The following is a 25,756-nucleotide window of genomic DNA, read 5'->3' as shown; positions in this document are numbered from 1 at the left end:
TTCAGATCCTTGGAGAGAGGCCATCGGCGAGTGAAAGCCGGTAGGCGCGGATGCCCGGCAGCAGGCTGGCGACCCAGCCGGCCACGACGAGGGCCGCGAGCAGCGTCCATTCGTTCAGTGTAGGTTCGGACAGGTGCAGCGCCAGTCCGAACTGCGACTGAAGCCAGGGCGAGAGCAGGGCGATACCGAGCACGGCAAAGACGATGCCGATCGCCACGCCCAGCAGCGTGACCAGCGCGCCTTCGAGCGCCAGCAGTGCGAGCACATGGCGCAGGCTGGCTCCGACAGCGCGCAACACGGCCAGCTCGCGGCGCCGCTCGTTGAGGCTGGCCATCACCACCGACACCAGCCCCGCGAGGCTGACGAGCGCGACGAGCGCCGACATCAGCAGCAGCGCGTTCTCGCCGACGCCGATCACGCCCCACAGCTCGTCGAGCGCCACGCCGGGGAGGATGGCCATCAGCGGCTCGTCCGCGTAGGTGGAGACCCAGCGCTGCACTGCGAACACGGCGGCGCGATTCTTCAGGCCGACCAGCGCGGCGGTCACGTTCTTGGGCGTGAGGTCGAACTTGCGCACCTGCTCGGCCGGAATCTTCACGCCCGGCATCGGAGCGCCGCCCATCCATTCGAGGTGAATGGCTTCCATGGCCGAAAGCCCGATGTGCACGGTGCGATCGACCGGCGTGCCGGTGCGCGCCAGCACGCCCACCACAGTGAAGGGCTTGTCGGCATGCTCGGACACGTTCAGCTCGCCGCTGCCGTGGGCGAGCGTGATCTTCTGGCCCACGTGGTAGCCGAGCTTGTCGGCCACTTCTGCGCCGACCACGGCATCGAAGAGTTCGCCGAAGGGCTTGCCCTCGCGCATCTGGAGTGCCTGGCGATTGCCGTAATGGAAGTGCTCGAAGTACTCGGGCGTGGTGGCCAGCACGGAGAAGCCGCGGTGCGAGTCGCCCAGCGACAGCGGCACGACCCAGGCCACGCCGGGGTGCGCGGCAAGCGCCTGCACGCTCTTCCACTGCACGTTGTTGGTGGCGGCGCCGATGCGGAACACCGAATAGAGCAGCAACTGGGTCGACCCGGTGCGCGCGCCGACGATCAGGTCGGTGCCCGACACCGAGGACGAGAAGTTCTCGCGCAATTCGGTACGGATGCGTTCGACGCCGAGGAGCAGAAAGGTCGACAGCGCGATCGACAGCACGGTCAGTGCAAGAGTGAAGCGCCGGTTCCAGGCACTGCGCCATGCGATGCCGAACAAAGCCTTCATGCCGGTTCCACCGAAGCCGCCCGGTTGATCTCGGGCAGCAGCACATGGCGCGAGAAGCGCTCGGCAATGCGCTGGTCGTGGCTCACGAAGACGAGCGCGCTGTGGTTCGTCCTGCACGCAGACAGCAGCACATCGAGGAAGGCCTCACGGCGGTCTTCGTCGAGCGCCGAGGTCGGCTCGTCGGCAATCACGACTTCGGGATGGCCGACGAGCGCGCGTGCGGCGGCCACGCGCTGTTGCTGGCCGACCGAGAGCTGCATCGCCTGGCGCTGCCACAGGCTGGCATCCAGGCCCATCTGCGCGAGCAGCTCTTCTGCCTGCGCGCGTGCTGTGCCGTCGCGCGACGCCCGCGCCATGCGCCGCGCCGAGAAGCGACAGGGCAGCAGCACGTTGTCGAGCACGCTCAGGTACGGCAGCAGGTTGAACTGCTGGAAGATGTAGCCGACGTGCGCGACGCGCGACCGGTCGCGAGCGGCGCCCGACAGTGCCGCCCAGTCATGCCCGAGCAGGGTGATGCGCCCCGCGTCGGCCACCAGCACGCCGGCCAGCAGCGACAGCAGCGTGCTCTTGCCGCAGCCGCTGGGGCCATGCAGGAACACGGCTTCGCCGGCCGAGATGTCGAGCCGCTCGATGTCGATGCAGGGCGTCCGGGCGCCGGGCCAGGTGAAGCGCAGCGATTCGGCTGAAAGGACGAGGGTCACGAGCGAATCACTTGGTCCAGGTCAGTCGCGTGGCCGGCCGTTTCAGCGTGCGCTTGAACTGGCCTTGGGGCGAGGCGATCTGGGCGTCGATCTGGCGCGGCCCCTTGAAGGCATTGAAGAGATCGATGTCGATGAATTTCGCAGCCGCCGCGTTGGTGCAGTTGAACGCGAAGGTGGCGTCGAGGTCGGCATGGCCCTCGGCGGCGCCGGCGTCGGGCTTGCCCATGCCCAGGGCTGCGGAACGCAGCGTCACGGGGCCGAGCTTGCAATTGGCCGTCGGATCGATCTTGAAGAGATGGTCCGCCGCGCGAAGCTGCGCGACGGCATCGTCGACGGCCTTCTTCTCGGCGTCGGTGCGCGGTGCGCGTTCGAAGCCGACGAAATTGTCGAGCGGCGACCCCATCTCGATCACGACGGTGGGGCCTTCGACGACGACGTCGAGCTTGATTTGTCCATGCACGTGGGCGTGCTGGGCCTGAGCCGAGGCGGCGAGGGGGAATGCTGGGAGTACGAAGAGAGCGGTCAGTGCGAGCGTCGAAAGCGGCCTGCTCATCAGGATCATGGTTGTGCGCCTTGCCGGGTCGGCAGCCCCGGCGTGTTGCTCCACTCGCTCCAGCTGCCGGCATAGAGCGCGGTCGGCCCGAGCCCTGCGATCTGCATGGCGAGCAGGTTGGGCAACGCGCTCACGCCGCTGCCGCACTGGTGGACGACCGTGGTGGGATCCCGGCCCGCCAACAGTGCTTCGAATTCGGCGCGCAACTGCGCGGCCGGCTTGAACTTCCCGTCCGGACCGAGGTTCTCGGTAAAGGGCCGGTTCAGGGCCCCCGGGATGTGACCGGCGATCGGGTCCAGAGGTTCCACTTCGCCGCGATATCTTGCTGCCGCGCGCGCGTCGATCAGCGTCTGGTCAGTTTGCTCGAGGTGCGCGGCCACGGTCTTCGTGTTCGTGAGCGTGAGGAGCGGCTTGTCGGCGACGAAGTTCGACTGGAAGTGCGAGGGCTCCTCGCGGCCCGTGACTACGCCTCCCGCCGCCTGCCAGGCCTGCAGCCCGCCATCGAGCACGGCCACGGCTTCATGCCCCATCCACTTGAGCATCCACCAGAGCCGGCCGCAGTAGTTGGCCCCGTTGCGGTCGTACACCACCGCCTGCATGTTGTTGGCGAATCCGACGCTCGACAGCCAGCCCGCGAACTTCTCGCGGCTCGGCAGCGGATGGCGCCCGCCCGATGCGGGAGGGCCCTCGTCCTGCGCCACGACGACGCCGTGGGCGCCAGCCACGCCGTGCTTCGCGCTGAGATCGGTGTCCAGATTGGCGTACGCCGCGCCGGGGATGTGCGCCGACCGGTACTGCTGCGCGCCGGCTTCGGGCTTCATCAGGTCGAAGGTGCAGTCGAAGACCATGAGCGGAGAGTCGCTGGCCTGCAAGGCGATGAGTTCTTCGGCGGAAATCAGGGTCGTGTACATGCGAGTTCCTTCAATGTTCCTCGGCCGGCGCCTTCGGCAGCGAGCGCTGGCGCAGCACCGTGGCCGCGATGCCGCTCGCGACGATCAGCGCCATGCCGGCCCAGCCCGCGGCATCGATGTGGTCCCCGAACAGCAGCACGCTGTACATCGCGGCAAAGACGATGCCCGAATACTGGAGATTGGCAACCAGCAGCGTACCGCTTTCGGTCTTGGCGCTGGCATAGGCGCGCGTCATGCAAAGCTGGCCGAGAGCGGCCAGCACGCCGACGGGCAGCAGCCAGAGCGCATGCGACCAGGTCCAACTCGACCAGGGGGTGGCTTCTCCGAGCAGGAACGTCCCGAGGCCGCCGGCCACGGCCGAGCCAACCGCGAAATAGAACACCGTGCGCGCCTCGGGTTCGCCGAGCCGCGAAAGCGCCACCACCTGCATGTAGGCGAAGGCGGCGGTGAGGCCCGACAGCAGTCCCATCAGGCCCGCGAAACCCTGGTTGTCGCCGACCGTGGGCTTGAGCATCAGCACCACGCCGCCGAAGCCCGCAAGCACCGTCAGGACCAGCGGGCCCTGCAGCGGCGGGCGCGGCGCGCTGCCGTCGCGTCCGGGAACCGGCACCCACGCGAGCAGGGCGCCGCCGACGAGGAAGGCTGCGATCCAGACGCTGCTCATGTAGTTGAGCGTCATCGCCGTGGCGAGCGGCATGTGCGCGATCGCAAAGAACCAGGCGCCGAGCGACACCACGCCGATCAGGCTGCGCCAGGCGTGCATGCCGGGGTATCGGGTGGCGAGCGTGACGCCGCGGCTGCGCGCCAGCACCCAGAGGAACACGATGCCGATCAGGCCGCGGTAGAGCACCAGCTCGGCGCTGGAGAACCAGGCCGAGGCAATCTTCACGCACACGCCCATCGTGGCAAAGATGAGCGCCCCCAGAACCATCCAGAGCGCTTGCATCAGGAGCTCACCCCCAGGCTTCGCGCACTTCGTGTCGCTTCGCGACCCCCCTTGCAGGGGGAAACACCGGCGGCCCGGCAGAGCCGCTTCCGCTGTGTTCCTGACACAGCGGGTGTGAGGAGCATCGATTGCATCAGGACGACATCTCGCGGCGGTACCACTCGTGGAATTGCTGCATGCCATCTTCCATCGGACTCTGGTACGGGCCGCTTTCGTCGTCGCCGCGCAGCATCAGGGCGCGGCGGCCGGCGTCCATGCGCTCGGCGATCTCGTCGTCTTCGACGCAGGTTTCCATGTAGGCAGCCTGCTGCGCTTCGACAAATTCGCGTTCGAAGGCGACGATTTCCTCGGGGTAGAAGAACTCGACCATGTTGAGCGTCTTCTGCGGCCCGATGGGATGCAGCGTGGAGACGGTCAGCACGTGTGGATACCACTCGATCATCACGTGGGGGTAATAGAGCAGCCAGATCGCGCCGTACTTCGGCGGCTTGCCTTCGCGGTAGTTCAGCAACTGTTCCTGCCACCGCTGGTAGACCGGACTGCCGGCACGGCCGAGGCGGTTGGCGACGCCCACCGTCTGAACCGAGAAATGGCGGTTGAATTCCCAGCGCAGGTCGTCACAGGTCACGAAACTTCCGAGGCCTGGGTGGAAGGGGCCGACGTGGTAGTCCTCGAGGTACACCTCGACGAAGGTCTTCCAGTTGTAGTTGCACTCGTGCAGCTCGACGCGGTCGAACACGTAGCCCTCGAAGTCCAGGTCCGCACGCGGACCGAGGTTCGCGAGGTCGGCTGCGACGTCACGGCCCTTGCCGGCGGCGTTCTTCTCGAACAGCAGGCCGTTCCACTCGGTCAACGGGTAGTTGTGCAGGTTGAGGCAGGGGTCCTGCTCGAAATGCGGCGCACCGATCAGCGTGCCGGTGGTCCGCGCATCCGCAGCTGCGTAGGTCCAGCGATGCAGCGGGCAGACGATGTTGCCGCCCGTCTGCGTGTCGAGCTCGCCGCGGTCCTTGAGAATCAGGGCCTGGCGATGGCGGCAGACGTTGGAGATCAGTTCCACGCCTTTCGGCGTGTGGACCAGTGCCCGACCCTGCTGCTCCTGCGGGAGGGTGTGGAAGTTGCCCGGCTCGGGCACCGTGAGCCGGTGGCCGACATAGCGCGGCCCCGCGGCAAAGAGCGTTTGCAGCTCGCGGGCATAGAGTGCCTCGTCGAAGTACGCGGAAACCGGGAGTTGGCTCGAAGCCTGCTGCAGTTGAAGACTTAAATCAGACATGGGTGACCTGACCAAGCTCCCCACAGGGAGAAAGATAGAACGGAAGGCTGCCGTCAAAGGTGCGGGACGGCCCGAAGTTGCGCCGGCTCGTGCCGGAAAGGACCGCGGATTGTACCCCGGAGAAATTTCTCCGAGGCGGTCATTCAGGTTTCAAGGGGGCGGCTGCGGGCGGCCACGCGAAGTGGGCAAGCCTGGGGGTAAGCAAGAGCTTTTGGGGGTGAACTTAAAATCTTGTGTTTCATCCACGATCCGCCCGAATGCCCAAGGTGCCTTCCTCCTCCCCGTCGGCCTCGCCTGACGCGCCAGACACCGGCGCGCTGCCCGCGAGCTACGAAGCCGGGCTCCAGGAACTCGAACAACTCGTCACCGAACTCGAGTCGGGCCAATTGCCGCTCGACCAGCTGCTCGGCAGCTACCAGCGGGGCGCGGCGCTGCTTGCGTTCTGCCGCGACAAGCTGCAGGCGGTCGAAGACCAGATCAAGGTGCTCGATGCGGGCAGCCTCAAGGTCTGGGCGGCCGAATGACGGTCGCCGACACCTTGCGCTGGGACGCCGCCCGCCTTGCCGCGTGGAGTGAGCCGAAGCTGTCCCGTGTCGAAGCCGCATTGTCCGAATGGGTCGGCGTCGATGCGCCGGTGCAGCTCGGCGACGCGATGCGCTATGCCGTGCTCGACGGCGGCAAGCGGCTGCGGCCGATGCTGGTCTTCGCCGCGAGCGAGGCCGTCGGCGGTCACGCCGAAGCCGCGTTGCGCGCGGCCTGCTCGGTCGAACTGATCCACGCCTATTCGCTGGTCCACGACGACTTGCCGTGCATGGACAACGACGTTCTGCGCCGCGGCAAGCCGACCGTGCACGTGAAGTTCGGCGAAGCCGGCGCGCTGCTGGCCGGCGATGCCTTGCAGGCGCTGGCTTTCGAATTGCTCACGCCCGATGGCGACGCCATCGCACCGGCCGTGCAGGCCAGCCTGTGCAGGCTGCTGGCGCGCGCTGCCGGCAGTCAGGGCATGGCGGGTGGCCAGGCGATCGATCTTGCGAGCGTCGGCATCGCGCTCGATGAAGCGCAACTGCGCGAAATGCATCGACTGAAGACCGGGGCCCTGCTGCAGGGCAGTGTGGAAATGGGCGCGGCCTGTGGCGATGCGCTCGCACCCCGCGCCCTCGACGCGCTGCGCGAATACGGCGCAGCCATGGGCCTCGCCTTCCAGGTGGTGGACGACATCCTCGACGTCATCGCCGATTCGGAGACGCTCGGCAAGACGGCCGGCAAGGATGCCGCGAGCGACAAGCCCACCTATGTATCCCTGCTCGGCCTCGACGGCGCCCGCGCCGAGGCCCGCGAACTGCTGGCCCAGGCGCTCGCCGCGCTGGAACGCAGCACACTGGCCGACACCGGCGCCCTCCGGGCGCTGGCCCACATGGTCGTGGACCGCGATCGATAGATAACAACAACACACTCCATGGCCCCGTTGCTACCCACCATCCACGATCCTTCCGTCCTGCGGCAGTTCGACCGCGCCCAGCTCAAGCAGCTGGCCGACGAAGTACGGACCTGCGTGCTCGACAACGTGTCGCGCACCGGCGGGCACCTGAGCTCGAACCTCGGCACGGTGGAACTCACGGTCGCGCTGCACCACGTGTTCAACACGCCGCACGACCGCCTGGTGTGGGACGTGGGCCATCAGACCTATCCGCACAAGATCCTGACCGGCCGGCGCGAGCGCATGCCGACGCTGCGGCAGATCGGCGGCATCTCCGGATTTCCGCAACGCACGGAGAGCGAGTACGACACCTTCGGCACCGCCCATTCCTCGACCAGCATCTCGGCAGCGCTCGGGATGGCGTTGGCTGCACGGCAGAAGGGCGAAGACCGCCATTCCGTCGCGATCATCGGCGACGGCGCCCTGACCGCCGGCATGGCCTTCGAGGCACTGAACAACGCGGGCGTGTGCGACGACTGCAAGCTGCTCGTGATCCTGAACGACAACGACATGTCGATCAGCCCGCCGGTCGGCGCGCTCAACCGCTACCTCGCGCAATTGATGAGCGGCAATTTCTACGCCGCCGCCAAGAACGTCGGCAAGAGCGTGCTGCGTGCGGCGCCACCGCTGTTCGAGCTGGCCAAGCGCTTCGAGCAGCATGCCAAGGGCATGGTCGTGCCGGCCACGCTGTTCGAGCAGTTCGGCTTCAACTACGTCGGGCCGATCGACGGGCACGACCTCGATTCGCTGGTGCCCACGCTCGAGAACCTCAAGCATCTGCAGGGTCCGCAGTTCCTGCATGTGGTCACCAAGAAGGGCCAGGGCTACAAGCTGGCCGAGGCCGATCCGGTGGCCTATCACGGCCCCGCCAAGTTCGATCCGGCCGTCGGCCTCGTCAAGCCGGCGACTGCGCCCAAGCAGACCTTCACGCAAGTCTTCGGCACCTGGCTGTGCGACATGGCGGCCCAGGACGGTCGCCTGGTCGGCATCACGCCCGCCATGCGTGAAGGCTCGGGGCTCGTCGAGTTCGAGCAGCGCTTTCCCAATCGCTACTACGACGTAGGCATCGCCGAGCAGCATTCCGTGACCTTCGCGGCCGGACTCGCATGCGAAGGTCTCAAGCCCGTGGTGGCGATCTACTCGACCTTCCTGCAGCGGGCGTACGACCAGCTCATTCACGATGTCGCGATCCAGAACCTGCCGGTGGTCTTCGCGCTCGATCGTGCCGGCCTCGTGGGCGCCGATGGCGCGACGCATGCCGGCGCGTACGACATTCCCTTCCTGCGCTGCGTTCCGAACATGAGCGTGGCGTGTCCGGCTGACGAAGCCGAATGCCGTCAGTTGCTGACGACGGCCTACGAGCAGAACCATCCGGTCGCGGTGCGTTATCCGCGCGGCGCCGGTGCCGGCGTCACGCCGCATCTCACGCTCGAGGCGCTGCCCTTCGGCAAGGGCGAGATTCGCCGTGAAGGCCGGCGCATTGCGATCCTCGCGTTCGGCACCTTGCTCTATCCGGCGCTGAAGGCCGCCGAGGCACTGGATGCCACGGTGGTCAACATGCGTTGGGCCAAGCCGCTCGACGTCGAACTGCTGCTGAAGGTCGCCGGCACGCACGATGCGATCGTCACCGTGGAAGAGGGTGCCATCATGGGTGGCGCAGGCAGTGCGGTGCTGGAAGCCCTGCAGGCCGCCGGCATCCAGAAGCCTGTGCTCCAGCTCGGCTTGCCCGATCGCTTCATCGAGCATGGCGATCCGGCCAAGCTGCTGGCCAGCATCGGGCTCGACGCATCGGGCATCGAACAGTCCATTCGCCAGCGATTCGAAGCGCCTGCCGCAGGGAAAACCCCCCCCGGCAGCTTGTAAGCGCTTTTTACAATCGCTGTCGACTCAAAAAGTCAGTAACGCGGCCACAAGCCGCGTTCTCGTTTTCTAAAAGCACTCGGAGTGAATTCAATGGATCGTCGTTCCCTCATCAAAAACGCTGGCATCGCCGGCGTCCTCGCTGCCGGCATCGCGCCGGCAGTTCACGCGCAGGCAGCCGTCCGCTGGCGCCTGGCATCGAGCTTCCCCAAGTCCCTCGACACCATTTTCGGAACGGCTGAAACGTTCTCCAAGAGCGTGAGCGACATGACCGGCGGCAAGTTCCAGATCTCCGTGCATGCCGGCGGCGAACTGATGCCCGCCTTCGGCGTGGTCGACGGCGTGCAGAACGCCTCGGTCGAAATGGCGCACACCGCGCCCTACTACTTCTACGGTAAGGACCCGACCTTCTGCCTCGGCTGCGCGGTGCCCTTCGGCCTGAACACCCGCCAGATGAATGCGTGGATGTACGAAGGCAACGGCCTGAAGCTGATGCGCGACTTCTACGCCAAGTACAACATCTACAACCTGCCGGGCGGCAACACGGGCGCACAGATGGGTGGCTGGTTCCGCAAGGAAATCAAGTCGGTCGCCGACCTCAAGGGCCTGAAGTTCCGCACCAACCCGTTCGCGGGCCGCGTGCTCGAACCCTTCGGCGTGATTCCCCAGTCGATCCCCGGCGCCGACCTGTACCCGGCCCTCGAGAAGGGCACGCTGGACGCGCTCGAATGGGTCGGCCCGTACGACGACCAGAAGCTCGGCTTCAACAAGGTCGCACCCTTCTACTACTACCCCGGCTGGTGGGAAGGCGGTCCGCAACTGGACTTCTACATCAACACCAAGGCCTGGGAAGGCCTGTCGGCCGAGTACAAGGCGATCGTCACCGCGGCCGCCGCGCAGGCCAACATCGGCATGACGGCGAAGTACGACGCGCGCAACCCCGTCGCGCTGAAGCAGCTCGTCGGCTCGGGCACGAAGCTGCGTCCCTTCACGCAGGACGTGATGAACGCGGCCTTCAAGTCGGCCCAGCAGATCTACTCCGATCTGAACGGCAGCAATCCCGAGTGGAAGAAGGTCTATTCCGACTACTCGAAGTTCCTGGCCGACCAGAACGCCTGGTTCCGCTTCACCGAAGGCACCTTCGACCGCTTCATGCAGCAACAGAAGCTGTGAGCGGGTCCGGCTCAGGCCGGTAGCCTCCAAAAGCAAAAAGCCCCGCTGGCAACAGCGGGGCTTTTTTTCCATGGGGCGCCGATCGGAGCTCGAAGCTCAGGGCTTGGCGCCGGGGAAACTCCGCGCCGCGACGCGCTCGGCAAAGCCCGTCAGCAGGCGCGCATCCGCCGAATGGATCCAGGTGACGGCGCCATTGCGACGGCGCACCAGCAGGCGCGGCGCAATGATGCGTTCGAGCCAGCGCCAGTGCACGAGCTTGAGATGCGCCACATCGGCTGCGTTCTCGCGCTTGTTCCACAACCACGTTTGCGTGAGCACATCGCCATCGAGGCGCGTGCGGCTGTTGACGATCCAGAAGCCCATCCAAGCGATGCACAGCGCCGCCAACCCGAAGAGCACGATGCTTCCGACGGACCACGACGCGCCGCTGAGTGCAGGCAGGCTCCAGATGCCGAAGCCGATCAGGTCGACCACCAGGATGACCGCCAGAATTCGCACGAAGGGCGGGTAGGCGGGGCTCTCGAGCGCGGCCGGGTGCTCGCCCTGCGTGACGGTGTGTTCTGCCTCGGTCGCGCTCACTGCTTGGTGTCGGCGTTCGGCGCCGGGCTGGCCGGCGCCGGCTCTTCCGGCGTGGCCTGCTTCTGGTTGCCGAACGGATCTTCCATGTTCATGCCGCTGTTGTCGGACCCCTGGGATTCGGCCGGCATCTCAAGCTGCACCTTGTCCACGTCGACAACCACCTTCTTGTCGAGGAAGACGGTCACGGTCTGCGGGAAGAAGATCACGATCGCCACCAGCAGCAACTGCAGGCCCACCCATGGGATCGCGCCGAGGTAGATGTCGCGCGACTCGATCTTTCGCGGCAGCGCGCCGTTCTTGAACAGCGTGTCGGCAATGCCTCGCAGATAGAACAGCGCGAAGCCGAAAGGCGGATGCATGAACGAGGTCTGCATGTTCACGCACAGCAGCACACCGAACCAGACCATGTCGATGCCGAGCTTGGCAGCGACCGGGCCCAGCATCGGCAGGATGATGAAGGCGATCTCGAAGAAGTCGAGGAAGAAGGCCAGGAAGAAGACGAAGATGTTGACGACGATCAGGAAGCCGATCTGTCCGCCCGGCAGGCCGGAGAGCATGTGCTCGATCCATTTCGCGCCGTCCACCCCCTGGAAGACCAGCGAGAACATCCGCGAGCCGATCAGGATGAAGACCACCATGGCCGTGAGGCGCATGGTGCCGTCCATGGCTTCCTTGAGCATCTGCCAGTTCAGGCGGCGGTGGATCGCGGCGAGGATCAGCGAGCCCACGGCGCCCATCGCGCCGGCTTCGGTCGGCGTGGCGATCGCGTGGTCCATGAAGGGCAGGCCGCCCATCGAGCCGAGCACCGCGAAGATCAGGATGGCCGAGGGGATGATGCCGCGCAGGCACTTGCCCCACAGTGCCCAGCCCGTGAGCGTGCGCGCCGACGCCGGCACGCCCGGCACGTAGCTCGGGCGGATGCGCGCGACCAGGAAGGTATAGATCGCGAAGATCAGCACCTGCAGGATCGACGGGCCCCAGGCGCCCTTGTACATCTGGCCCACGTCCGTGCCGAGCTGGTCGGCCATGACGATCAGCACCAGCGAAGGCGGCACGAGCTGCGTGATGGTGCCCGAGGCCGCCAGCACGCCCGTCGAGTAGCGCATGTTGTAGCCGTAGCGCATCATCACCGGCAGCGAGATCATGGCCATCGCGATCACCTGGCCGGCCACGGTGCCGGTGATGGCGCCGAGGATGAAGCCGACGATGATCACCGAGTAGCCCAGGCCGCCGCGGATCGGACCGAAGAGCTGGCCCATCGAATCGAGCATGTCTTCGGCCAGCCCGCATTTCTCGAGCACCGCGCCCATCAGCGTGAAGAACGGAATCGCCAGCAGCGTTTCGTTGGACAGGATGCCGAACACGTTGAGCGGCAGGTTGGCCATGAAGCCGGCCGGGAACCAGCCCATCTCGATCGCGAAGAAGCCGCTGAACAGACCCAGTGCCGCCAGTGAGAAGGCGACCGGGAACCCGATCAGCATGATCACGACCAGCCCCGCGAACATGATCGGGGCGAAGTTTTCCATTTCCATTTTTCTTATCCTGCGAAGCGATGCGAGAGTCGGGTGGGGCTCGTGGGGGCGGCTCTCATTGCACGGGCTTCTCGTAGTGCGTATCCATCTCGATCAAACCGCGCAGGTAGGCGACGCGCTTGATGATTTCAGCCACGCCTTGCAGGAACATCGCGCCGAAGCCCAGGGGCATCATCAAGGCGGCAGGCCAGCGGATGAGGCCGCCGATGTTGCCGGAGATCTCGCCCGTGCGCAGCATGTTGAGGAAGAAGGGGAAGGTGAGCCAGAACAGCAGGCCCATCACCGGCAGCAGGAAGAACACCAGGCCGAACAGGTCGACATAGACGGGCCCGTTGCGCTTGAGCTTGCCGTAGATGATGTCGACGCGAACGTGCTCATTGAGCTTGAGCACCAGCGGTGCCCCGAGCATGACGGTGGCGGCAAACAGATACCACTGGATCTCGAGCCACGCGTTGTTGCTGAGATCCAGCCCATAGCGGATGACGGCATTGCCGGCAGAGATGACCGAGGCGGCCAGCACGGCCCAGGCGGCCACCTTGCCGAACTGGGCGCTGATCCAGTCCATGGCGAGCGCGAATTTGAGAAATGCTGGCAACTTCTTGTCTCCCTGAGGGATGAAATACAGTGGCGCCGATCGTTCGGCGCAAAGTTGACAATGGTAACGCTCTGTTGCTGCCGCTCTCCCCGGCCCCATGCCGGGTTTACCCGAAGCGGACCCTCACTGCGCCCGGGCTCGGCGCGTCGCCATAATGGCCCATGCCTTCGAGCCCGCCGTCTTCGACGCCGTTCAGCACGCCCGGCTTGCCGCATTCCATCGACTCGCCGGACATGCGTCGCGCGGGCCGCGAGTTGCTCTCGCTGGCGCTGATCGACGCGCGCAATCACACGCTGCATCTCCTGTCGCTCTACGAGCAGGCGCTCGGTTCGGCGGAACTGGCAGTGCCCCGGGTCGAGGGGGTCGATCCGCCTGTCTGGCTGGCCGGGCACATCGGCTGGTTCGCGGAGTGGTGGATCGCGCGCAATACGCAGCGCGCGTTCGGCGCGGAATGTCCGGTGCGGCCCACGCGCCTAGCCGCGATCGAGCCGAATGCCGACGCGTGGTGGAACCCGCTTCAGATCGACGTGCAGGAGCGCTGGTCGCCCGAGATGCCCGACCTGATTCAGACCAAGGCCTATCTGCTCGAAACGCTGGAGAGCACGCTCGAGTTGCTCGAGCACGCAGCGGAAACCGACGCCGGCCTGTATTTCTACCGGCTTGCGCTGTTTCATGAGGACTTGCGCGGCGAGCAACTGGTCGTGATGGCGCAGACGCTCGGCTTGCCGTTGGGCGTCGAGCTTCCAGCGGCCACCGTCACGCGGGAGTCGTTGCTGGTGCCTGCGACGCCGTGGGGTCTCGGCCTGGCCGACGCGGGATTTGCATTCGCGCAGGAGCGCGGCGTGCAGCACGTCGATGTGCCGGAATTCGAGATCGATGCGCAGCCGGTGACCTGGGACCAGTACGTGGAGTTCGTCGACGACGGCGGCTACGACCGTGCCGAACTGTGGCGCCCCGAGGGACTGCAATGGCTCGAACGCCAGATCGATGGACGGCGCGGGCCGCGACACGTCGAGCAGATCGGCGCGGCACGGCATGGCACCGGCGGCTCGGTGCTGCAACAGCACTTCGGCCGGACCGTGCGCGCGGCGGGCAACCAGAGCGCCGTACACGTGAGCTGGTGGGAGGCCGATGCATGGGCACGCTGGGCCGGTCGTCGAATCGCTACCGAGGTCGAGTGGGAGATAGCTGCGCACACCTTGGGTCGGCGCGGCTTCCGATGGGCCGACGTGCACGAGTGGACAGCGGGTACCTTGCAGCCATGGGAGGGCTTCACGATCGATCCGTGGAGCGAGGGCAGCGAGTTCGATCCGCAGCCTGCTTTTGGCAAGGCCCGCGTATTGCGCGGCGCATCCTTCGCGACGCGGGCACGCCTGCGTTCACCGAAGCGCCGCGGCTTTGCACTGCCTGGGCGCGACGATGGATTCTTCGGCTTCCGGACCTGCTCGCTCTGATGCGGCTCAGCCGGTCTTCTTCGACCTGAAATTCCACCACGGCAGCAACGCGCTCAGCGATTGCACCTCGCCGCTGCTGGCGCTTTCGTAGCCTGGCAAGGTGCCGAGCTGGTGCTGCCATGCGGCGCCGCGCAACAGCTTGAGCAGGGCCTCGATCGCCGGTTGTTCCAATGCCGACTTGAGGCAGGCGAGGTGGTAGCGCTCGTTCACCAATGGCACGAAGCCAAGACCCGCACTGCGCGCCGCAGACTCGAGCCCGAGCCCCGCATCGGCCTGATCCGCCGCGACCGCGTGCGCCACGGCTGCGTGCGACGGCTCGTCCTTCGCGTAGCCGTCGATTGCATCTGCGTCGAGGCCGTCGCGGGCCAGCAGTTCGTCGAGCAGAACCCGCGTGCCGGTGCCGAGGGCCCGGTTCACGTAGCGCGCGCGACGCGCGACGACGTCCGACAGGCTGTTCAGGCCCAGCGGATTGCCGGGTGCGACGATGAGGCCCTGCGTGCGCCGCGCGAAGCCGATGACCTTGTGCAGGCCCGGCTTGAGCAGGGGCTTGTAGGTGCGTTGCGCGAGCGAGCCGATCGGCGGCCGCTCGAGCGTGTGAAAGCCGGCCATCACGCATCGGCCCTGATTGAGTGCGCTGATCGCATCCACGCTGCCGGTAAAGCGGATATCCAGTTGCAGTTGCGCCGTCGCGGCCGCATGGGTGCGCAGCAGCACCAGCGCGTCGTCATGGCTTGCATGGAGGCTCAGCACATGCGTGCGGTCGTCGAAGGCGAGCGCGAAGGCGCGTTCGAGGTCTGCGTGCAGTGCTTCGATCTGAGGGGCCAGCCGGGCCTGGGCCTGCCGCTCCGCCCACAGCAGCTTGTCGCCGAACTCGGACAACTGTGCCGAGCGGCCCTGATCGCCCGTCACCAGCGCATGGCCCAGGGCCTGCTCCCAACGCTTCAGTTCGCCCCACACGTGCCGGTAGGAGAAGCCGAGCGCACGCGCCGCGGCGGAGATCGAGCCGTGCTCGCGTACCGCGTGCAGCAGTTCCATGAGGGGGTTGCGGATCAGCGTACGGCCACTGCGGCGTGGCCCGATGACGTAGGAAAGTTCGATCTGTTGCACGGGGTGGTGGGGACGCGAAAAGTGCGCGAAGGATTATGCAGATGCCGCTTGCGACCTATGCAAGGGTTTGCATAAGTTGCCTGGCCTCGCTTGCCCATACTGCGTGCGCTTTTTCAGAACCCCCTTGCATGAATACCTTTGCCGATAGCGTTGCCGCCGCTGGACATCTCGTCGTTTCCGGCGATCCCGTCCTGCTTGCCATCGTCGGCCGGTCGTTGGCGGTCAGTGCCACGGCCTGCCTGCTGGCCTGCGGCTTCGGCCTGCTGCTCGGCGCATGGCTGGCAGTGAGCAGGTTCGGCGGCCGGGGCTTGCTTCTCACGCTGCTCAACACACTGCTGGCGCTTCCCTCGGTGGTGGTGGGGTTGGTGATCTACCTGCTGCTCTCGCGCTCGGGGCCGCTCGGCTTCCTGGGCTGGCTCTTCAGCTTCAAGGCGATGGTGCTCGCCCAGACGATCCTCGTGCTCCCGGTGGTCACGGCGCTCACGCGGCAGACCATCGATGACGCCGACCGCGCGCACGGCGAGCAGTTCCGTTCGCTCGGCGCCGGTGCCTTCGCGCGCGCTTTGCTGCTCGTGTGGGACGAGCGCTATGCGCTGGTCACCGTGGTGATTGCCGCCTTCGGACGTGCCGTGTCGGAGGTCGGCGCGGTGATGATCGTCGGCGGCAACATCGACGGCTTCACGCGGGTGATGACCACGGCCATCGCGCTGGAGACCAGCAAGGGCGATCTGCCCCTCGCGTTGGCCCTCGGGCTCGTACTGCTCGGCGTGGTGCTGGTGCTCAACCTTGCCATCGCGGCCCTGCGCGGCTGGCGCGAGCGGGTCGATGGCGGCGCAGCCGATGCGTCCGCGGTGCGACGGCTGGAGGTGGCTTCGTGAACCGGACAGACGTCGGGCCCTCGAACGATGAGGCGCTCTTCAGCCTTCACGGTGTCGATGTGCGCTTCGGCCGCGTCCAGGCGCTGGCGGGTGCCACCTTATCGATCCATCCCGGCGAACGCGTTGCGCTGATCGGCGCCAACGGCAGCGGCAAGAGCACCTTGCTTCGCGTATTGCATGGCCTCATGCCGCATGCCGCCGGCGCGGTCGTCACCCGGGTGCCGCCCCGCGCGCAGGCGATGTTGTTCCAGCGGCCCCACATGCTGCGCGCGAGCGTGCGCAACAACGTCGCGCTCGCCCTCTGGCTGCATGGCGCCCGCTGGCGCGATGCGCGGCAGGAGGCCGTCGTCGCGCTCGGGAAGGTCGGGCTCGCCGATCTCGCGGGGCGCAATGCGCGCACGCTGTCGGGCGGACAGCAGCAACGCATGGCGCTCGCGCGGGCCTGGGTGCTGCATCCCGACGTGCTGTTTCTCGATGAGCCGACCGCCAGCCTGGACCCCACCGCCAAGCGCGAGGTTGAGGCATTGATTGCGGACGCCGCGCAAGGGCGCACGCTGGTGTTTGCCAGCCACAACCTCGGGCAGGTCAAACGGCTCGCAAGCCGCGTCGTCTATCTGGAACACGGCCGCGTCCTCGCGGATCTTCCGGCACGCGATTTCTTCACCGGGCCCTTGCCCGAGGAAGCCCGTCTTTTTGTCAAAGGAGAGTTGGTATGAGCTTTTTCAACCTGTCCCGCAGCGCGCGTTCCGCGTTCGGCGCGATCGTTCTCGCGGCGGGCGCGCTGGCTGCGCATGCCGAGACCATCACGATGGCCTCGACCACGTCGACCGAGCAATCGGGCCTGTTCGCTCATTTGCTGCCGGCGTTCAAGCAGGCCACGAACATCGACGTCAAGGTGGTTGCCGTCGGCACCGGCCAGGCGATCGACATGGCCAAGCGCGGCGATGCGGATGTGCTCTTCGTGCACGACACGGCTGCGGAGGAGAAGTTCGTCGCCGAGGGCTTTGCGGCACGGCGCTTTCCGGTCATGTACAACGACTTCGTGCTCGTGGGGCCGAAGACCGATCCAGCGGGCGTGAAGGGCAGCGACATCGTCGCGGCGCTGAAGAAGATCGCCGCCGCCAATGCGCCTTTCGTTTCGCGCGGCGACAAGAGCGGCACGGACGCCGCCGAGCGGCGGCTCTGGACGCAAACCAGTATCGGCGAGGCGGGCCAGCCGGTGCCCAACGAAAAGAAGGGCACGGGCTACAAGGAGTGCGGATGCGGCATGGGCCCGGCGCTCAACATCGCGGTATCGAGCGGCGCCTACGTGCTGAGCGATCGCGGAACCTGGCTGAGCTTCAAGAACCGCGCGGACCTGGCGGTGCTGGTCGAAGGCGACAAGCGGCTGTTCAACCAGTACGGCGTGATGGTCGTGAACCCGACGAAATTTCCGCAGCTCAACAGTGCGGGTGCGCAGAAGTTCGTGGATTGGGTGATCTCGCCGGCCGGGCAGTCGACCATCGCCGGCTACAAGATTGGCGGCGAGCAGTTGTTCTTCCCCAATGCAACCAAGTAGGGCACTGCGCGCCATGGTGCTCGCGTCGGGCCTGACTGCGGGCGCGACCGGCGCCCAGCCTGGCGCGTCCGGCGGGACCTTGACGGTCTTTGCCGCCGGCAGTTTGCGCGGGCCGATCACGCAGGCCGTGCAGGCCTTCGAGAAGGCGAACCCGGGCACGCGCGTCGCGCTGACTTTCGGCGCTTCGGGGCTGCTGCGCGATCGCATCGCGGCGGGAGAGAGCGTGGATGTGTTCGCATCGGCCAACATGGCGCACCCGCAATCGCTGTCCGCGAGCGGCGCCTGGGGCCCCACCTCGGCCTTCGCCCGCAACGCGCTGTGTGCGCTCGCGCGGCCCGGCCTCGTGGTGACGCGTGACACGCTGGTCAAGACGCTGCTCGATCCCGGGATCAAGCTCGGCACGTCGACGCCGAAGGCTGATCCCTCGGGTGACTACGCGTTCGAACTGTTCGAGAAGGTGGAGCGCAGCGGCGTTGCGCCGGCGGGTTCTGCCAGGTCGCTGGCCGACAAGGCCCTGCAGTTGACCGGCGGTCCGAACTCCCCAGCGCCACCTGCGGGCCGCAACGTGTACGGCATGCTGGTCGCGCAAGGGCAGGCCGATGTGTTCCTGACGTACTGCACGAACGCAGTGCTCGCCGTCGCCGAGGCACCGGGCCTGCAAATGGTCGACGTACCGCCGGCGATCAACGTGAGCGCGGAGTACGGCCTCGCCGTGCGAAAGGGTGCGCCCCAGGCGGCGCAGGCGTTTGCGGACGATCTGCGAAGCGGTGCCGGGCAGCAGGCGCTGCGTCAGGCCGGATTCATGGCCCCCTGACCAACGCTGTCAATCGAGCGCGCGGACCTCGATGCGCGCGAGGTTGCGCACATGCCGCGGTCCGAGGCGCTGGTCCGCGGTCGAGATCAGCGCGATGCGGCCCTCGCGCTCGTTGAGCGCCTTGCCGTCGCGTTCGAACAGAACGAGCACGCCATCTCCCACGGCGGTATTGGAAATCTCGGGCCACGAGAAGACGGCGCGGTAGCCATCGGTCGCGGTCGCGACGACCACGAGCGTCTTCCAGTCGTTGCGGCCCCCAGCGGCGAGGCCGGCACGTTCGACCAGGGCCGAAAGCTTCACGCCGCGTACCGTGGACTGCGCGTCCGTGCCCTGTCCGCTGCGCGTCTGGGTGAAGCGACCGATCTCTTTTTCGGGGAACGCGGCGAGCGATGCCGCGTCGAGCTTCAGGGTCTGCTTGAGCGCACCGCCGACCTCGAGTTGCTGGCTGGGTTGGGCCGAGGCGACCGTCCAGATGGCACACAGCAGGATCAGGCGAACAGCATGTCGAAAGAAGCGCATGGGTCGACTCCGGGGTGGCGGTTCATCGGTCCATCGGAAGGTACAGACTTTCCTTGACTTCTTCCATCACGATATAGCTGCGCGACTCTGCCGTGACCGGTAGCTTCTTGAGCAAGTCACCCAGCAGATTGCGGTAGTCGCTCATCGCCCGCAGCCGCGCCTTGATGAGGTAGTCGAAACCGCCGGACACCAGGTGGCACTCCATCACTTCCGGCACGTGCAGCAGTTCCTGGCGCACCTTGTCGAAGACGTCGCCGGATTTGGACGACAGGGTGATCTCGACGAACACGAGCAGCGTCTTGCCGACGGCCTGCGGATCGATGCGGGCGTGATAGCCCGTGATCACACCGTCGCGTTCCATGCGCCGTACCCGCTCGGAGCAGGGGGAGGTCGACAGCCCGATCTGCTCGGCCAGATCGGTCATCGAAATGCGTCCCTGGCGCTGCAGGATGTCGAGGATTTTTCGGTCGGTGCGGTCGAGATCGATCATTTCACTCCTCCAGGCCCGATTGGGCTCCAAAATCAGTCAAAACCACTGCGTGCGGTTCAGTTTTCAGTGGAGTTTATGGCGTTCGTAAGAATACGCTTGACTCCTTTCCTGCACATGGGGGGTTTTGCGATGAAGGTGATCGTTTTGGGCGGCGGTGTCATCGGTGTCACGACCGCTTATTACCTGGCCCGTGCCGGTGCCGAGGTGACATTGGTCGATCGCCAGGGTGGCCCCGCGCAGGAGACGAGCTTCGCCAACGCCGGGCAGGTGTCGCCCGGCTATTCCACGCCCTGGGCAGCGCCTGGCATCCCGCTGAAGGCACTGAAGTGGATGTTCCAGAAGCACGCTCCGCTGTCGATCCGTCCTGACGGCACGCTCTTCCAACTGCGCTGGATGGCCGCGATGCTGAAGAACTGCTCGCCGGAACGCTATGCCGTCAACAAGGAACGGATGATGCGCGTGGCCGAGTACAGCCGCGATTGCCTGCGCGAGTTGCGCGCCGAGACGGGCATCCACTACGAGCACCGCACGCAGGGCACGTTGCAACTTTTTCGCACGCAGGCGCAACTCGATGCCGTGCAGCGTGACGTCGCAGTGCTGCAGGAGTGCGGGGTTCCTTATCAACTGCTCGATCGCAGCCAGCTTGCGACGGTCGAGCCGGCTTTGGCGCACACGGGCGGTCTGCTCGCCGGTGGTCTGCGTTTGCCGAACGATGAAACGGGCGACTGCAACCTGTTCACGCGAGGCCTGGCCGATATCGCCCGCGGGCTCGGCGTGAACTTCCGTTTCGAGCAGGCGGTGGATGGCCTGATCACCGAAGGTGGTCGCATCACGGGCGTTCGCCTTGGTGGCGCGTCCCGTGAAGTGCTGACGGCCGACCGCTACGTGCTTGCCTTCGGCAGCTATTCCCGCGACTTCATCGCGCCGTTGGGCCTGGATATTCCGGTGTATCCGGTGAAGGGCTATTCGCTGACGGTGCCTCTGGTCGACCCATCGGCCGCGCCGCAATCCACCGTGCTCGACGAGACCTACAAGGTCGCCGTCACCCGCTTCGACGACCGCATCCGCGTCGGCGGCATGGCCGAACTGGGCGGCTTCGATCTGCGCCTCAATCCCCGCCGACGCGAGACGCTGGAGCGCGTGATCACCGACTTGTTCCCATGTGGTGACCTGCCCCGTGCCACGTTCTGGACGGGCCTGCGGCCGATGACGCCGGACAGCACGCCGATCGTCGGCGCGACGCCCTATGCCAACCTGTACCTCAATACCGGACACGGCACCTTGGGCTGGACCATGGCCTGCGGTTCGGGCAAGGTGGTGGCGGATCAGGTGATGGGGCGTCGGCCGGACATTCGCACGGATGGTCTTTCGGTTGATCGCTACCTGGCGCCTAGTTCTGGGCCGCGGGGTACAGCTCGGCCGGCTGGGGTTCCTGCCTGAACTGAGGGCGGGGCGGGCGTCGTCGGGCGGTGTGCCCTGGGCTGGCCGACGTCACCGGCCGCTTCGCGGCTTCCCTGCGCTGCTCGCGGTACGCGGGGTCCGCGCAAACTCGCTTCGCTCAGACACGCGCGGCCCTGATCCGCGTACCGCTGCGCTGCTCGGCGGTGCCTCAACGGCCGGCCCAGGGCACACCGCCCGACGACGCGGGACGCTGCGGTTGAACTGTCCGCTTCAACGGTTGTGATGCGCGCAGGCTGGGACGTTAGAGGCGTGCGCATCCGTTGCACACCCCAGAGCCCGGTAGGCGGTGCGGGTTGGGCGACCCCTCTGCGCCGCTGAGGAGCGCAGCTTCAGGCGGATCAGGGCCGCGCGTGTTTGAGCGAAGCGAGTTTGCGCGGACCCCGCCTGAAGCGAGCACCGCACGGAAGCCCGAAGGGCCGGCGCAGCGGGGTCGACCGGCCCGCACCGCCTACCGGGCGCCCGCCCCAACAAGGACAAGCACCCACACACAAAGACCTAAGCCAGGGCAACAGCAGAAACCTGCCGAATCCCCATCGCCTTCAACGTATCCGCGACAGCCGCCACGGCCCCCGGAATCCCCGCATCGCCAAAATGCCCCATGCAGCCGACGCGGAAGGTCTCCACCTGCGTCAGCTTGCCTGGATAGAGGATGTACCCACGCTTCTTGACCTCTTGATAGAACGTCTTGAAGTCGTACTTCGGATCGTCCGGCGCGTGAAAGGTCACGATGATCGGCGCCTGGATTGCGGGATCTAGATAGGTGCGAAAACCCAGCGCACCCAGTCCCGAGATCAAAGCGTTGCAGTTGCGCGCATACCGACCGCCACGCGCCTCCAGGCCACCTTCCTCGAAGTACTGCGTGATCGCTTCGTCAAGCGCCGCCACCACGTGCGTCGGCGGCGTGAAGCGCCATTGCGTCGTCTTGCCCATGTAGACCCACTGGTCGTACAGATCCATCGCGAGCGAATGGCAGTTGCCTTCGCATTTCTCCAGCGTGCTTCGCTTGATGACCACGAAGCCCATGCCCGGCACGCCTTCGAGACACTTGCCGGAGGCTGCGATGACCGCATCGAAGGGCGTCTTGCGCGCATCGATCTCTAACGCACCGAATGAACTCATCGCATCGACAATCAACCCACGGCCATGCTTCGCCACAACCAGCGCGATCTCGTGCAGCGGATTCAGCACGCCCGTTCCGGTCTCGCAATGCACCAGCGCCACGTGCGTGATCGTCGGATCGGCTGCCAGCACGCGGTCGACGTCGGCCGCCGACACCTGCTTGTCCTCCGTGTAGTCGATCGTCGTCAGCTTGCGCCCCAGCACCTTGCAGATGCGCGCAATGCGCTGGCAGTACGCGCCATTGTTCGGCACCAGCACATGACCGTCGCGCGGAACTACCGTGCCGATGGCCGCCTCGACCGAAAAGGTGCCGCTGCCTTGCAGCGGAACGCATTCGTGCGTGCCCTCGCCGTGGACGATGCGCAGCACCTGCTGGCGAATGCGTCCGGTGATCTGGTTGAAATCCGAATCCCATGAACCCCAGTCGCGCAGCATGGCGGCCCGCGTGCGGTCGGACGTCGTCAGCGGGCCGGGCGTGAGAAGGATCGGGTGGGAGGCTTGGCTCATGGTGTCTCCAGGTGAGGGAAGGTCAGCAGGAAAAGGACAAAGCTCAGGCGCGCCGCAAGTTGCGCCACGCCTGCGTGCGGGTCAACATCACGCGCGTGAGCAGCGAATAGGCAATGCAGACGATGGTCGAGGTCGCCACGATCAGGCTCGCCAGCGCGGCGGCAGGGCCGATGTCGCCGGCCTCGTCCAGATGCATGATCGCGACCGAAGCGAGGATCGTCTCCGGCGAATACAGGAAGATCGCGCACGACAGGCTCGCCATCGACACCACGAAGAAGTAGCGGCCGATGTCCAGGATGGCCGGCAGGCAGACCGGCACCGTCACGCGGACGAAGGTCTTGAAGAACGGCACCTTCAGCGAGGCCGACACCGCCTCGAACTCGTTGTCGATCTGCTTCAGCGCCGTCACCGCGGTGAGATGACTCGACGTGTAGTAGTGGACGATGGTCGACACGATCAGGATCGCCATCGTCTGGTACATGAAGTTGAGCGGATTGGCCGGATGATTGAAGAACATCACGTAGCCCAGGCCCAGCACCAACCCCGGCACGGCCATCGACAGCACGGCCATCAGATGCATCGTTCGCCGCATCAGGCCGATGTTGCGCGTCTTCTCGATCAGGTACGCGCCCACGAAGACGATCAGCGAGCCAGCGACAGCAGTCGAGATCGCCAGGATCAGGCTGTTGGTGTAGGCCGCAGCCATGTCGCTCTCGACCAGCGCGAAGTGATAGTGCTTGAGCGTGAACGACAAGTCGTACGGCCAGAGCTTGATCAGCGAGGTGTAGACCGCCATGCCGATCGTGGCCAGCAGCAGCAGGCACACCACCGTGCAGAACAGCGCCAGCAGCGCGTCGCCCAGCCGGCTCGGCTTGGGGCTGTAGGGCACCGAGCGCGCCGTGAGTTGCGCCTTGAGCTTGCGCCGAACCGTGTAGTCGATCACGAACGAAATGATGGACGGCACCAGCAGCAGCATGCCGACCACCGCACCCATCGAGAAGTTGTGCTGCCCGACCACCTGCTTGAAGACGTCCACCGACAGCACGTTGAAGTTGCCGCCGATCACCTTGGGCGCACCGAAGTCGCTGACCACATAGGTGAAGACGACCGTCGCCGCACTGATCAGGCCGTACTTGCACGAAGGCAGCGTGATCGTCGTGAACTGTCGCCATGCGGGCGTGCGCAATGCCGTGGCTGCCTCGTACAGCCGGCCATCGGCGAGCGAGAGCGCGGTGACGAGGATCATCAGTGCATGCGGAAAGGTGTTGTAGACCTCGGCCAGGATGATCCCCGGCGCCCCGTAGATCGATGCACCGCCCAGCAGGAATTTGAGCGCGCCCTGGTTGCCGAACCACTGCACGAAGGAGATGGCGGACAGCAGCGAAGGGGCCAGCAGAGGAATCAGCGCAATCAGCCGGAACGTGGCCTTGAACGGCGTCGGCAGGCATGTGCGCGTCAGCGCATAGGCGCAGACGAAGGCCGTCGGCACCGAGATCAACACGACGACCGTCGAGACCCAGATCGAGTTCCATGCGGCCCGCATCAGGCTCGGCGTCTGGAAGTAGGTGATGAAGTGGGCGAGGCCGACAAAGCGGCCCTCCTTGTCCAGCACGGCGTTGACCAGGATCGTGAAGAGCGGCGCGATCAGGAACACGAAAAGCATCGCCATCACGAGAAGCAGCACGCCGCGCGCGATGAGTTCGTCGCGGCTCCAGCGCATGCCGGGGCGGCCGTACCACGCGGCCCGCACGGGTTGGGCGTGTGCCAGCGTATTCATCTTTTCGTGGTCCTCTCGCAGAAGGCCCGGATGCGGTTCGCACGCAGGGCGATATCGATGCGATTGCCTTCGCGGATGTCGAGGTCGTGCAGCTGGTTGAGCGAGAAATGCAGGCCGAGCGTCTGCCCGTGCAGCGCGTCGGCCGTGACTTCGGCGATGCAAAGCCCCCCGAGAAACTCGACCTTCGTGACCAGTGCATTGAGGCGGTTGGGCGTGTCGGGGCCGAGGTGTTCGGCAACGCGGTCTTCCGGCCGCAGGTAGAGGTTCACCGCATCGCCGGGCTCGAAGCCCGTGTCGCAGGCGTCGCACTGCAGCTCCATGTCGCCCACGCGGAAGAGATTGCCGCCGAGCGCATGCCCGCGCAGCACGTTCACCTTGCCGACGAAGTCCGCGACGAAAGGCGTGGCAGGGCGCTCGTAGATTTCCATCGGCGTGCCGACCTGCTCGATGACGCCATGGTTCATCACCACGATGCGGTCGGCCATCGACAGGGCTTCTTCCTGGTCGTGCGTGACCATGATGGTCGTGATGCCGACCTGCTTCTGCAGCCGGCGGATTTCGCCGCGCAGGCGAATCCGCTCCAGTGCGTCGAGCGCCGACAACGGTTCGTCCAGCAGCAGCAGGCCCGGCCGCGTGGCGAGCGCGCGAGCGAGCGCCACGCGCTGCTGCTGCCCGCCCGAGAGCTGGCTCGGATACTTCTGCCCCGAGGTCGGCAGGCCGACCAATGCGAGCAACTCGTCGACGCGCGACTTGATCTCCGCCTTCTTCGCCTTGCCGTTGACCAGGCCGTAGCCCACGTTGTCCGCGATCGTGAGGTTGGGGAAGAGGGCGTAGGACTGGAACACGATGCCGTAGTCGCGCTTGTCGGGCGGCAGCCAGGAGACATCGCGCCCGTTCTGCAGGATCTGCCCCGAGGTCTGCGCTTCGAGCCCCGCGATGATGCGCAGCAGCGTGGTCTTGCCGCAGCCGGAGGGGCCGAGGAAGCACAGCATCTCGCCGGGCCTCACGCGTAGGTGCACGTCGCGCAGCGCGCTGAAGGACTCGAAGTCCTTGCGGATGCCGACGACCTCTAGGGCGGCGGTCTGTTGCAACTCGTCTGCGATGAACTTGGCGGCGGTCATATCCATTTACAGCAACTCCGGAACGCAAGGGACACAAGCCCCTGCCAGGAACACCGCGGAACCGGCTCTGCCGGGCCGCGGGTGTTGCCC

At 66.2% G+C, this 25,756-nt stretch carries 25 protein-coding genes; 10 read left to right on the top strand and 15 right to left on the bottom strand.

Translation table 11 applies throughout. The features are described from left to right. Position 1 precedes the first annotated feature (1 nt). From QTH90_RS19505 to QTH90_RS19480, 6 genes are all read right to left on the bottom strand, one after another. On the bottom strand, positions 2-1,264 hold the full coding sequence (locus tag QTH90_RS19505; RefSeq protein WP_286666207.1) for an ABC transporter permease: 1,263 nt from the start codon (positions 1,262-1,264) through the stop codon (positions 2-4). Continuing rightward, positions 1,261-1,965, bottom strand: a complete 705-nt coding sequence (locus QTH90_RS19500; protein WP_286666206.1) for an ABC transporter ATP-binding protein — start codon at positions 1,963-1,965, stop codon at positions 1,261-1,263. Before QTH90_RS19500 ends, QTH90_RS19505 begins: the two co-directional genes overlap by 4 nt. 7 nt (positions 1,966-1,972) lie before the next feature. Then, positions 1,973-2,527, bottom strand: a complete 555-nt coding sequence (locus QTH90_RS19495) for a DUF2796 domain-containing protein (RefSeq protein ID WP_286666205.1) — start codon at positions 2,525-2,527, stop codon at positions 1,973-1,975. Then, the gene (locus tag QTH90_RS19490; RefSeq protein WP_286666204.1) at positions 2,524-3,429 is read right to left on the bottom strand and encodes a sulfurtransferase; all 906 of its coding nucleotides are present in this window, start codon (positions 3,427-3,429) and stop codon (positions 2,524-2,526) included. The genes QTH90_RS19495 and QTH90_RS19490 overlap by 4 nt, the downstream gene beginning before the upstream one ends. A 10-nt stretch (positions 3,430-3,439) precedes the next feature. After that, positions 3,440-4,375 carry a DMT family transporter gene (locus QTH90_RS19485; RefSeq protein ID WP_286666203.1) on the bottom strand — a complete coding sequence of 312 codons (936 nt, stop codon included), beginning with the start codon at positions 4,373-4,375 and terminating at the stop codon, positions 3,440-3,442. A gap of 133 nt (positions 4,376-4,508) precedes the next feature. Further along, on the bottom strand, positions 4,509-5,645 hold the full coding sequence (locus tag QTH90_RS19480; protein WP_286666202.1) for an aromatic ring-hydroxylating oxygenase subunit alpha: 1,137 nt from the start codon (positions 5,643-5,645) through the stop codon (positions 4,509-4,511). 257 nt (positions 5,646-5,902) lie between these two features. Between QTH90_RS19480 and xseB the strand changes: the two genes are divergently transcribed. The 4 genes from xseB to QTH90_RS19460 all read left to right on the top strand — a co-directional run bounded on the left by xseB (position 5,903) and on the right by QTH90_RS19460 (position 10,155). Continuing rightward, positions 5,903-6,169: an exodeoxyribonuclease VII small subunit gene (gene xseB / locus QTH90_RS19475; RefSeq protein ID WP_286567250.1), complete on the top strand. Its 267-nt coding sequence runs from the start codon at positions 5,903-5,905 to the stop codon at positions 6,167-6,169. Then, a complete protein-coding gene (locus QTH90_RS19470; RefSeq protein ID WP_286666201.1) occupies positions 6,166-7,083 on the top strand; it encodes a polyprenyl synthetase family protein in 918 nt (305 codons plus the stop codon). The genes xseB and QTH90_RS19470 overlap by 4 nt, the downstream gene beginning before the upstream one ends. 18 nt (positions 7,084-7,101) lie before the next feature. Beyond that, positions 7,102-8,985 carry a 1-deoxy-D-xylulose-5-phosphate synthase gene (gene dxs, locus QTH90_RS19465; protein WP_286666200.1) on the top strand — a complete coding sequence of 628 codons (1,884 nt, stop codon included), beginning with the start codon at positions 7,102-7,104 and terminating at the stop codon, positions 8,983-8,985. Positions 8,986-9,075: 90 nt separating this feature from the next. Next, entirely contained in the window at positions 9,076-10,155 is a 1,080-nt protein-coding gene (locus QTH90_RS19460) for a TRAP transporter substrate-binding protein (protein ID WP_286666199.1), read from the top strand. A 96-nt stretch (positions 10,156-10,251) separates the two neighbouring features. On the opposite strand, the gene QTH90_RS19455 is transcribed toward QTH90_RS19460, so the two are convergent. The 3 genes from QTH90_RS19455 to QTH90_RS19445 are packed head-to-tail and all read right to left on the bottom strand — an operon-like array spanning position 10,252 to position 12,861. Continuing rightward, complete coding sequence (locus QTH90_RS19455; RefSeq protein ID WP_286666198.1) at positions 10,252-10,734, bottom strand: hypothetical protein; 483 nt, start codon at positions 10,732-10,734, stop codon at positions 10,252-10,254. Then, positions 10,731-12,266, bottom strand: coding sequence for a TRAP transporter large permease (locus QTH90_RS19450; RefSeq protein WP_286666197.1), 1,536 nt, complete (start codon positions 12,264-12,266; stop codon positions 10,731-10,733). The genes QTH90_RS19455 and QTH90_RS19450 overlap by 4 nt, the downstream gene beginning before the upstream one ends. 55 nt (positions 12,267-12,321) lie before the next feature. Then, the gene (locus tag QTH90_RS19445) at positions 12,322-12,861 is read right to left on the bottom strand and encodes a TRAP transporter small permease subunit (protein ID WP_286666196.1); all 540 of its coding nucleotides are present in this window, start codon (positions 12,859-12,861) and stop codon (positions 12,322-12,324) included. Between the two features lie 161 nt (positions 12,862-13,022). Here QTH90_RS19445 and QTH90_RS19440 point away from each other — a divergent pair, with 161 nt between their 5' ends. Further along, the gene (locus QTH90_RS19440) at positions 13,023-14,315 is read left to right on the top strand and encodes an SUMF1/EgtB/PvdO family nonheme iron enzyme (RefSeq protein ID WP_286666195.1); all 1,293 of its coding nucleotides are present in this window, start codon (positions 13,023-13,025) and stop codon (positions 14,313-14,315) included. Between the two features lie 6 nt (positions 14,316-14,321). Here QTH90_RS19440 and QTH90_RS19435 read toward each other — a convergent pair whose 3' ends face one another. After that, the gene (locus tag QTH90_RS19435) at positions 14,322-15,422 is read right to left on the bottom strand and encodes a substrate-binding domain-containing protein (RefSeq protein WP_286666194.1); all 1,101 of its coding nucleotides are present in this window, start codon (positions 15,420-15,422) and stop codon (positions 14,322-14,324) included. 128 nt (positions 15,423-15,550) lie between these two features. Here QTH90_RS19435 and QTH90_RS19430 point away from each other — a divergent pair, with 128 nt between their 5' ends. The 4 genes from QTH90_RS19430 to QTH90_RS19415 are packed head-to-tail and all read left to right on the top strand — an operon-like array spanning position 15,551 to position 18,672. Next, entirely contained in the window at positions 15,551-16,300 is a 750-nt protein-coding gene (locus QTH90_RS19430) for an ABC transporter permease (RefSeq protein WP_286666193.1), read from the top strand. Beyond that, positions 16,297-17,016, top strand: coding sequence for an ABC transporter ATP-binding protein (locus tag QTH90_RS19425; RefSeq protein ID WP_286666192.1), 720 nt, complete (start codon positions 16,297-16,299; stop codon positions 17,014-17,016). Before QTH90_RS19430 ends, QTH90_RS19425 begins: the two co-directional genes overlap by 4 nt. After that, entirely contained in the window at positions 17,013-17,858 is an 846-nt protein-coding gene (locus QTH90_RS19420; RefSeq protein WP_286666191.1) for an ABC transporter substrate-binding protein, read from the top strand. The genes QTH90_RS19425 and QTH90_RS19420 overlap by 4 nt, the downstream gene beginning before the upstream one ends. Then, the gene (locus QTH90_RS19415) at positions 17,845-18,672 is read left to right on the top strand and encodes a molybdate ABC transporter substrate-binding protein (RefSeq protein WP_286666190.1); all 828 of its coding nucleotides are present in this window, start codon (positions 17,845-17,847) and stop codon (positions 18,670-18,672) included. The genes QTH90_RS19420 and QTH90_RS19415 overlap by 14 nt, the downstream gene beginning before the upstream one ends. A 9-nt stretch (positions 18,673-18,681) precedes the next feature. Here QTH90_RS19415 and QTH90_RS19410 read toward each other — a convergent pair whose 3' ends face one another. After that, positions 18,682-19,191, bottom strand: coding sequence for a molybdopterin-binding protein (locus QTH90_RS19410; protein ID WP_286666189.1), 510 nt, complete (start codon positions 19,189-19,191; stop codon positions 18,682-18,684). A 22-nt stretch (positions 19,192-19,213) separates the two neighbouring features. Beyond that, entirely contained in the window at positions 19,214-19,681 is a 468-nt protein-coding gene (locus tag QTH90_RS19405; RefSeq protein ID WP_286666188.1) for an Lrp/AsnC ligand binding domain-containing protein, read from the bottom strand. A 129-nt stretch (positions 19,682-19,810) separates the two neighbouring features. Between QTH90_RS19405 and QTH90_RS19400 the strand changes: the two genes are divergently transcribed. Continuing rightward, complete coding sequence (locus tag QTH90_RS19400; RefSeq protein ID WP_286666187.1) at positions 19,811-21,121, top strand: D-amino acid dehydrogenase; 1,311 nt, start codon at positions 19,811-19,813, stop codon at positions 21,119-21,121. Between the two features lie 516 nt (positions 21,122-21,637). Here the strand turns inward: QTH90_RS19400 and QTH90_RS19395 are convergent. The 3 genes from QTH90_RS19395 to QTH90_RS19385 are packed head-to-tail and all read right to left on the bottom strand — an operon-like array spanning position 21,638 to position 25,672. Continuing rightward, entirely contained in the window at positions 21,638-22,768 is a 1,131-nt protein-coding gene (locus QTH90_RS19395; protein WP_286666186.1) for a 2-aminoethylphosphonate--pyruvate transaminase, read from the bottom strand. 43 nt (positions 22,769-22,811) lie between these two features. After that, a complete protein-coding gene (locus QTH90_RS19390; RefSeq protein WP_286666185.1) occupies positions 22,812-24,545 on the bottom strand; it encodes a putative 2-aminoethylphosphonate ABC transporter permease subunit in 1,734 nt (577 codons plus the stop codon). Then, positions 24,542-25,672: a putative 2-aminoethylphosphonate ABC transporter ATP-binding protein gene (locus QTH90_RS19385; RefSeq protein WP_286666184.1), complete on the bottom strand. Its 1,131-nt coding sequence runs from the start codon at positions 25,670-25,672 to the stop codon at positions 24,542-24,544. Before QTH90_RS19385 ends, QTH90_RS19390 begins: the two co-directional genes overlap by 4 nt. Positions 25,673-25,756: the final 84 nt, after the last annotated feature.

This window comes from Variovorax flavidus (genome assembly GCF_030317145.1).
In the GTDB taxonomy this organism is placed as follows: Bacteria; Pseudomonadota; Gammaproteobacteria; order Burkholderiales; family Burkholderiaceae_C; genus Variovorax; species Variovorax flavidus.
Note: the sequence above shows the minus strand (reverse complement) of the source record. Positions and strands in the feature narration are given on the sequence as shown.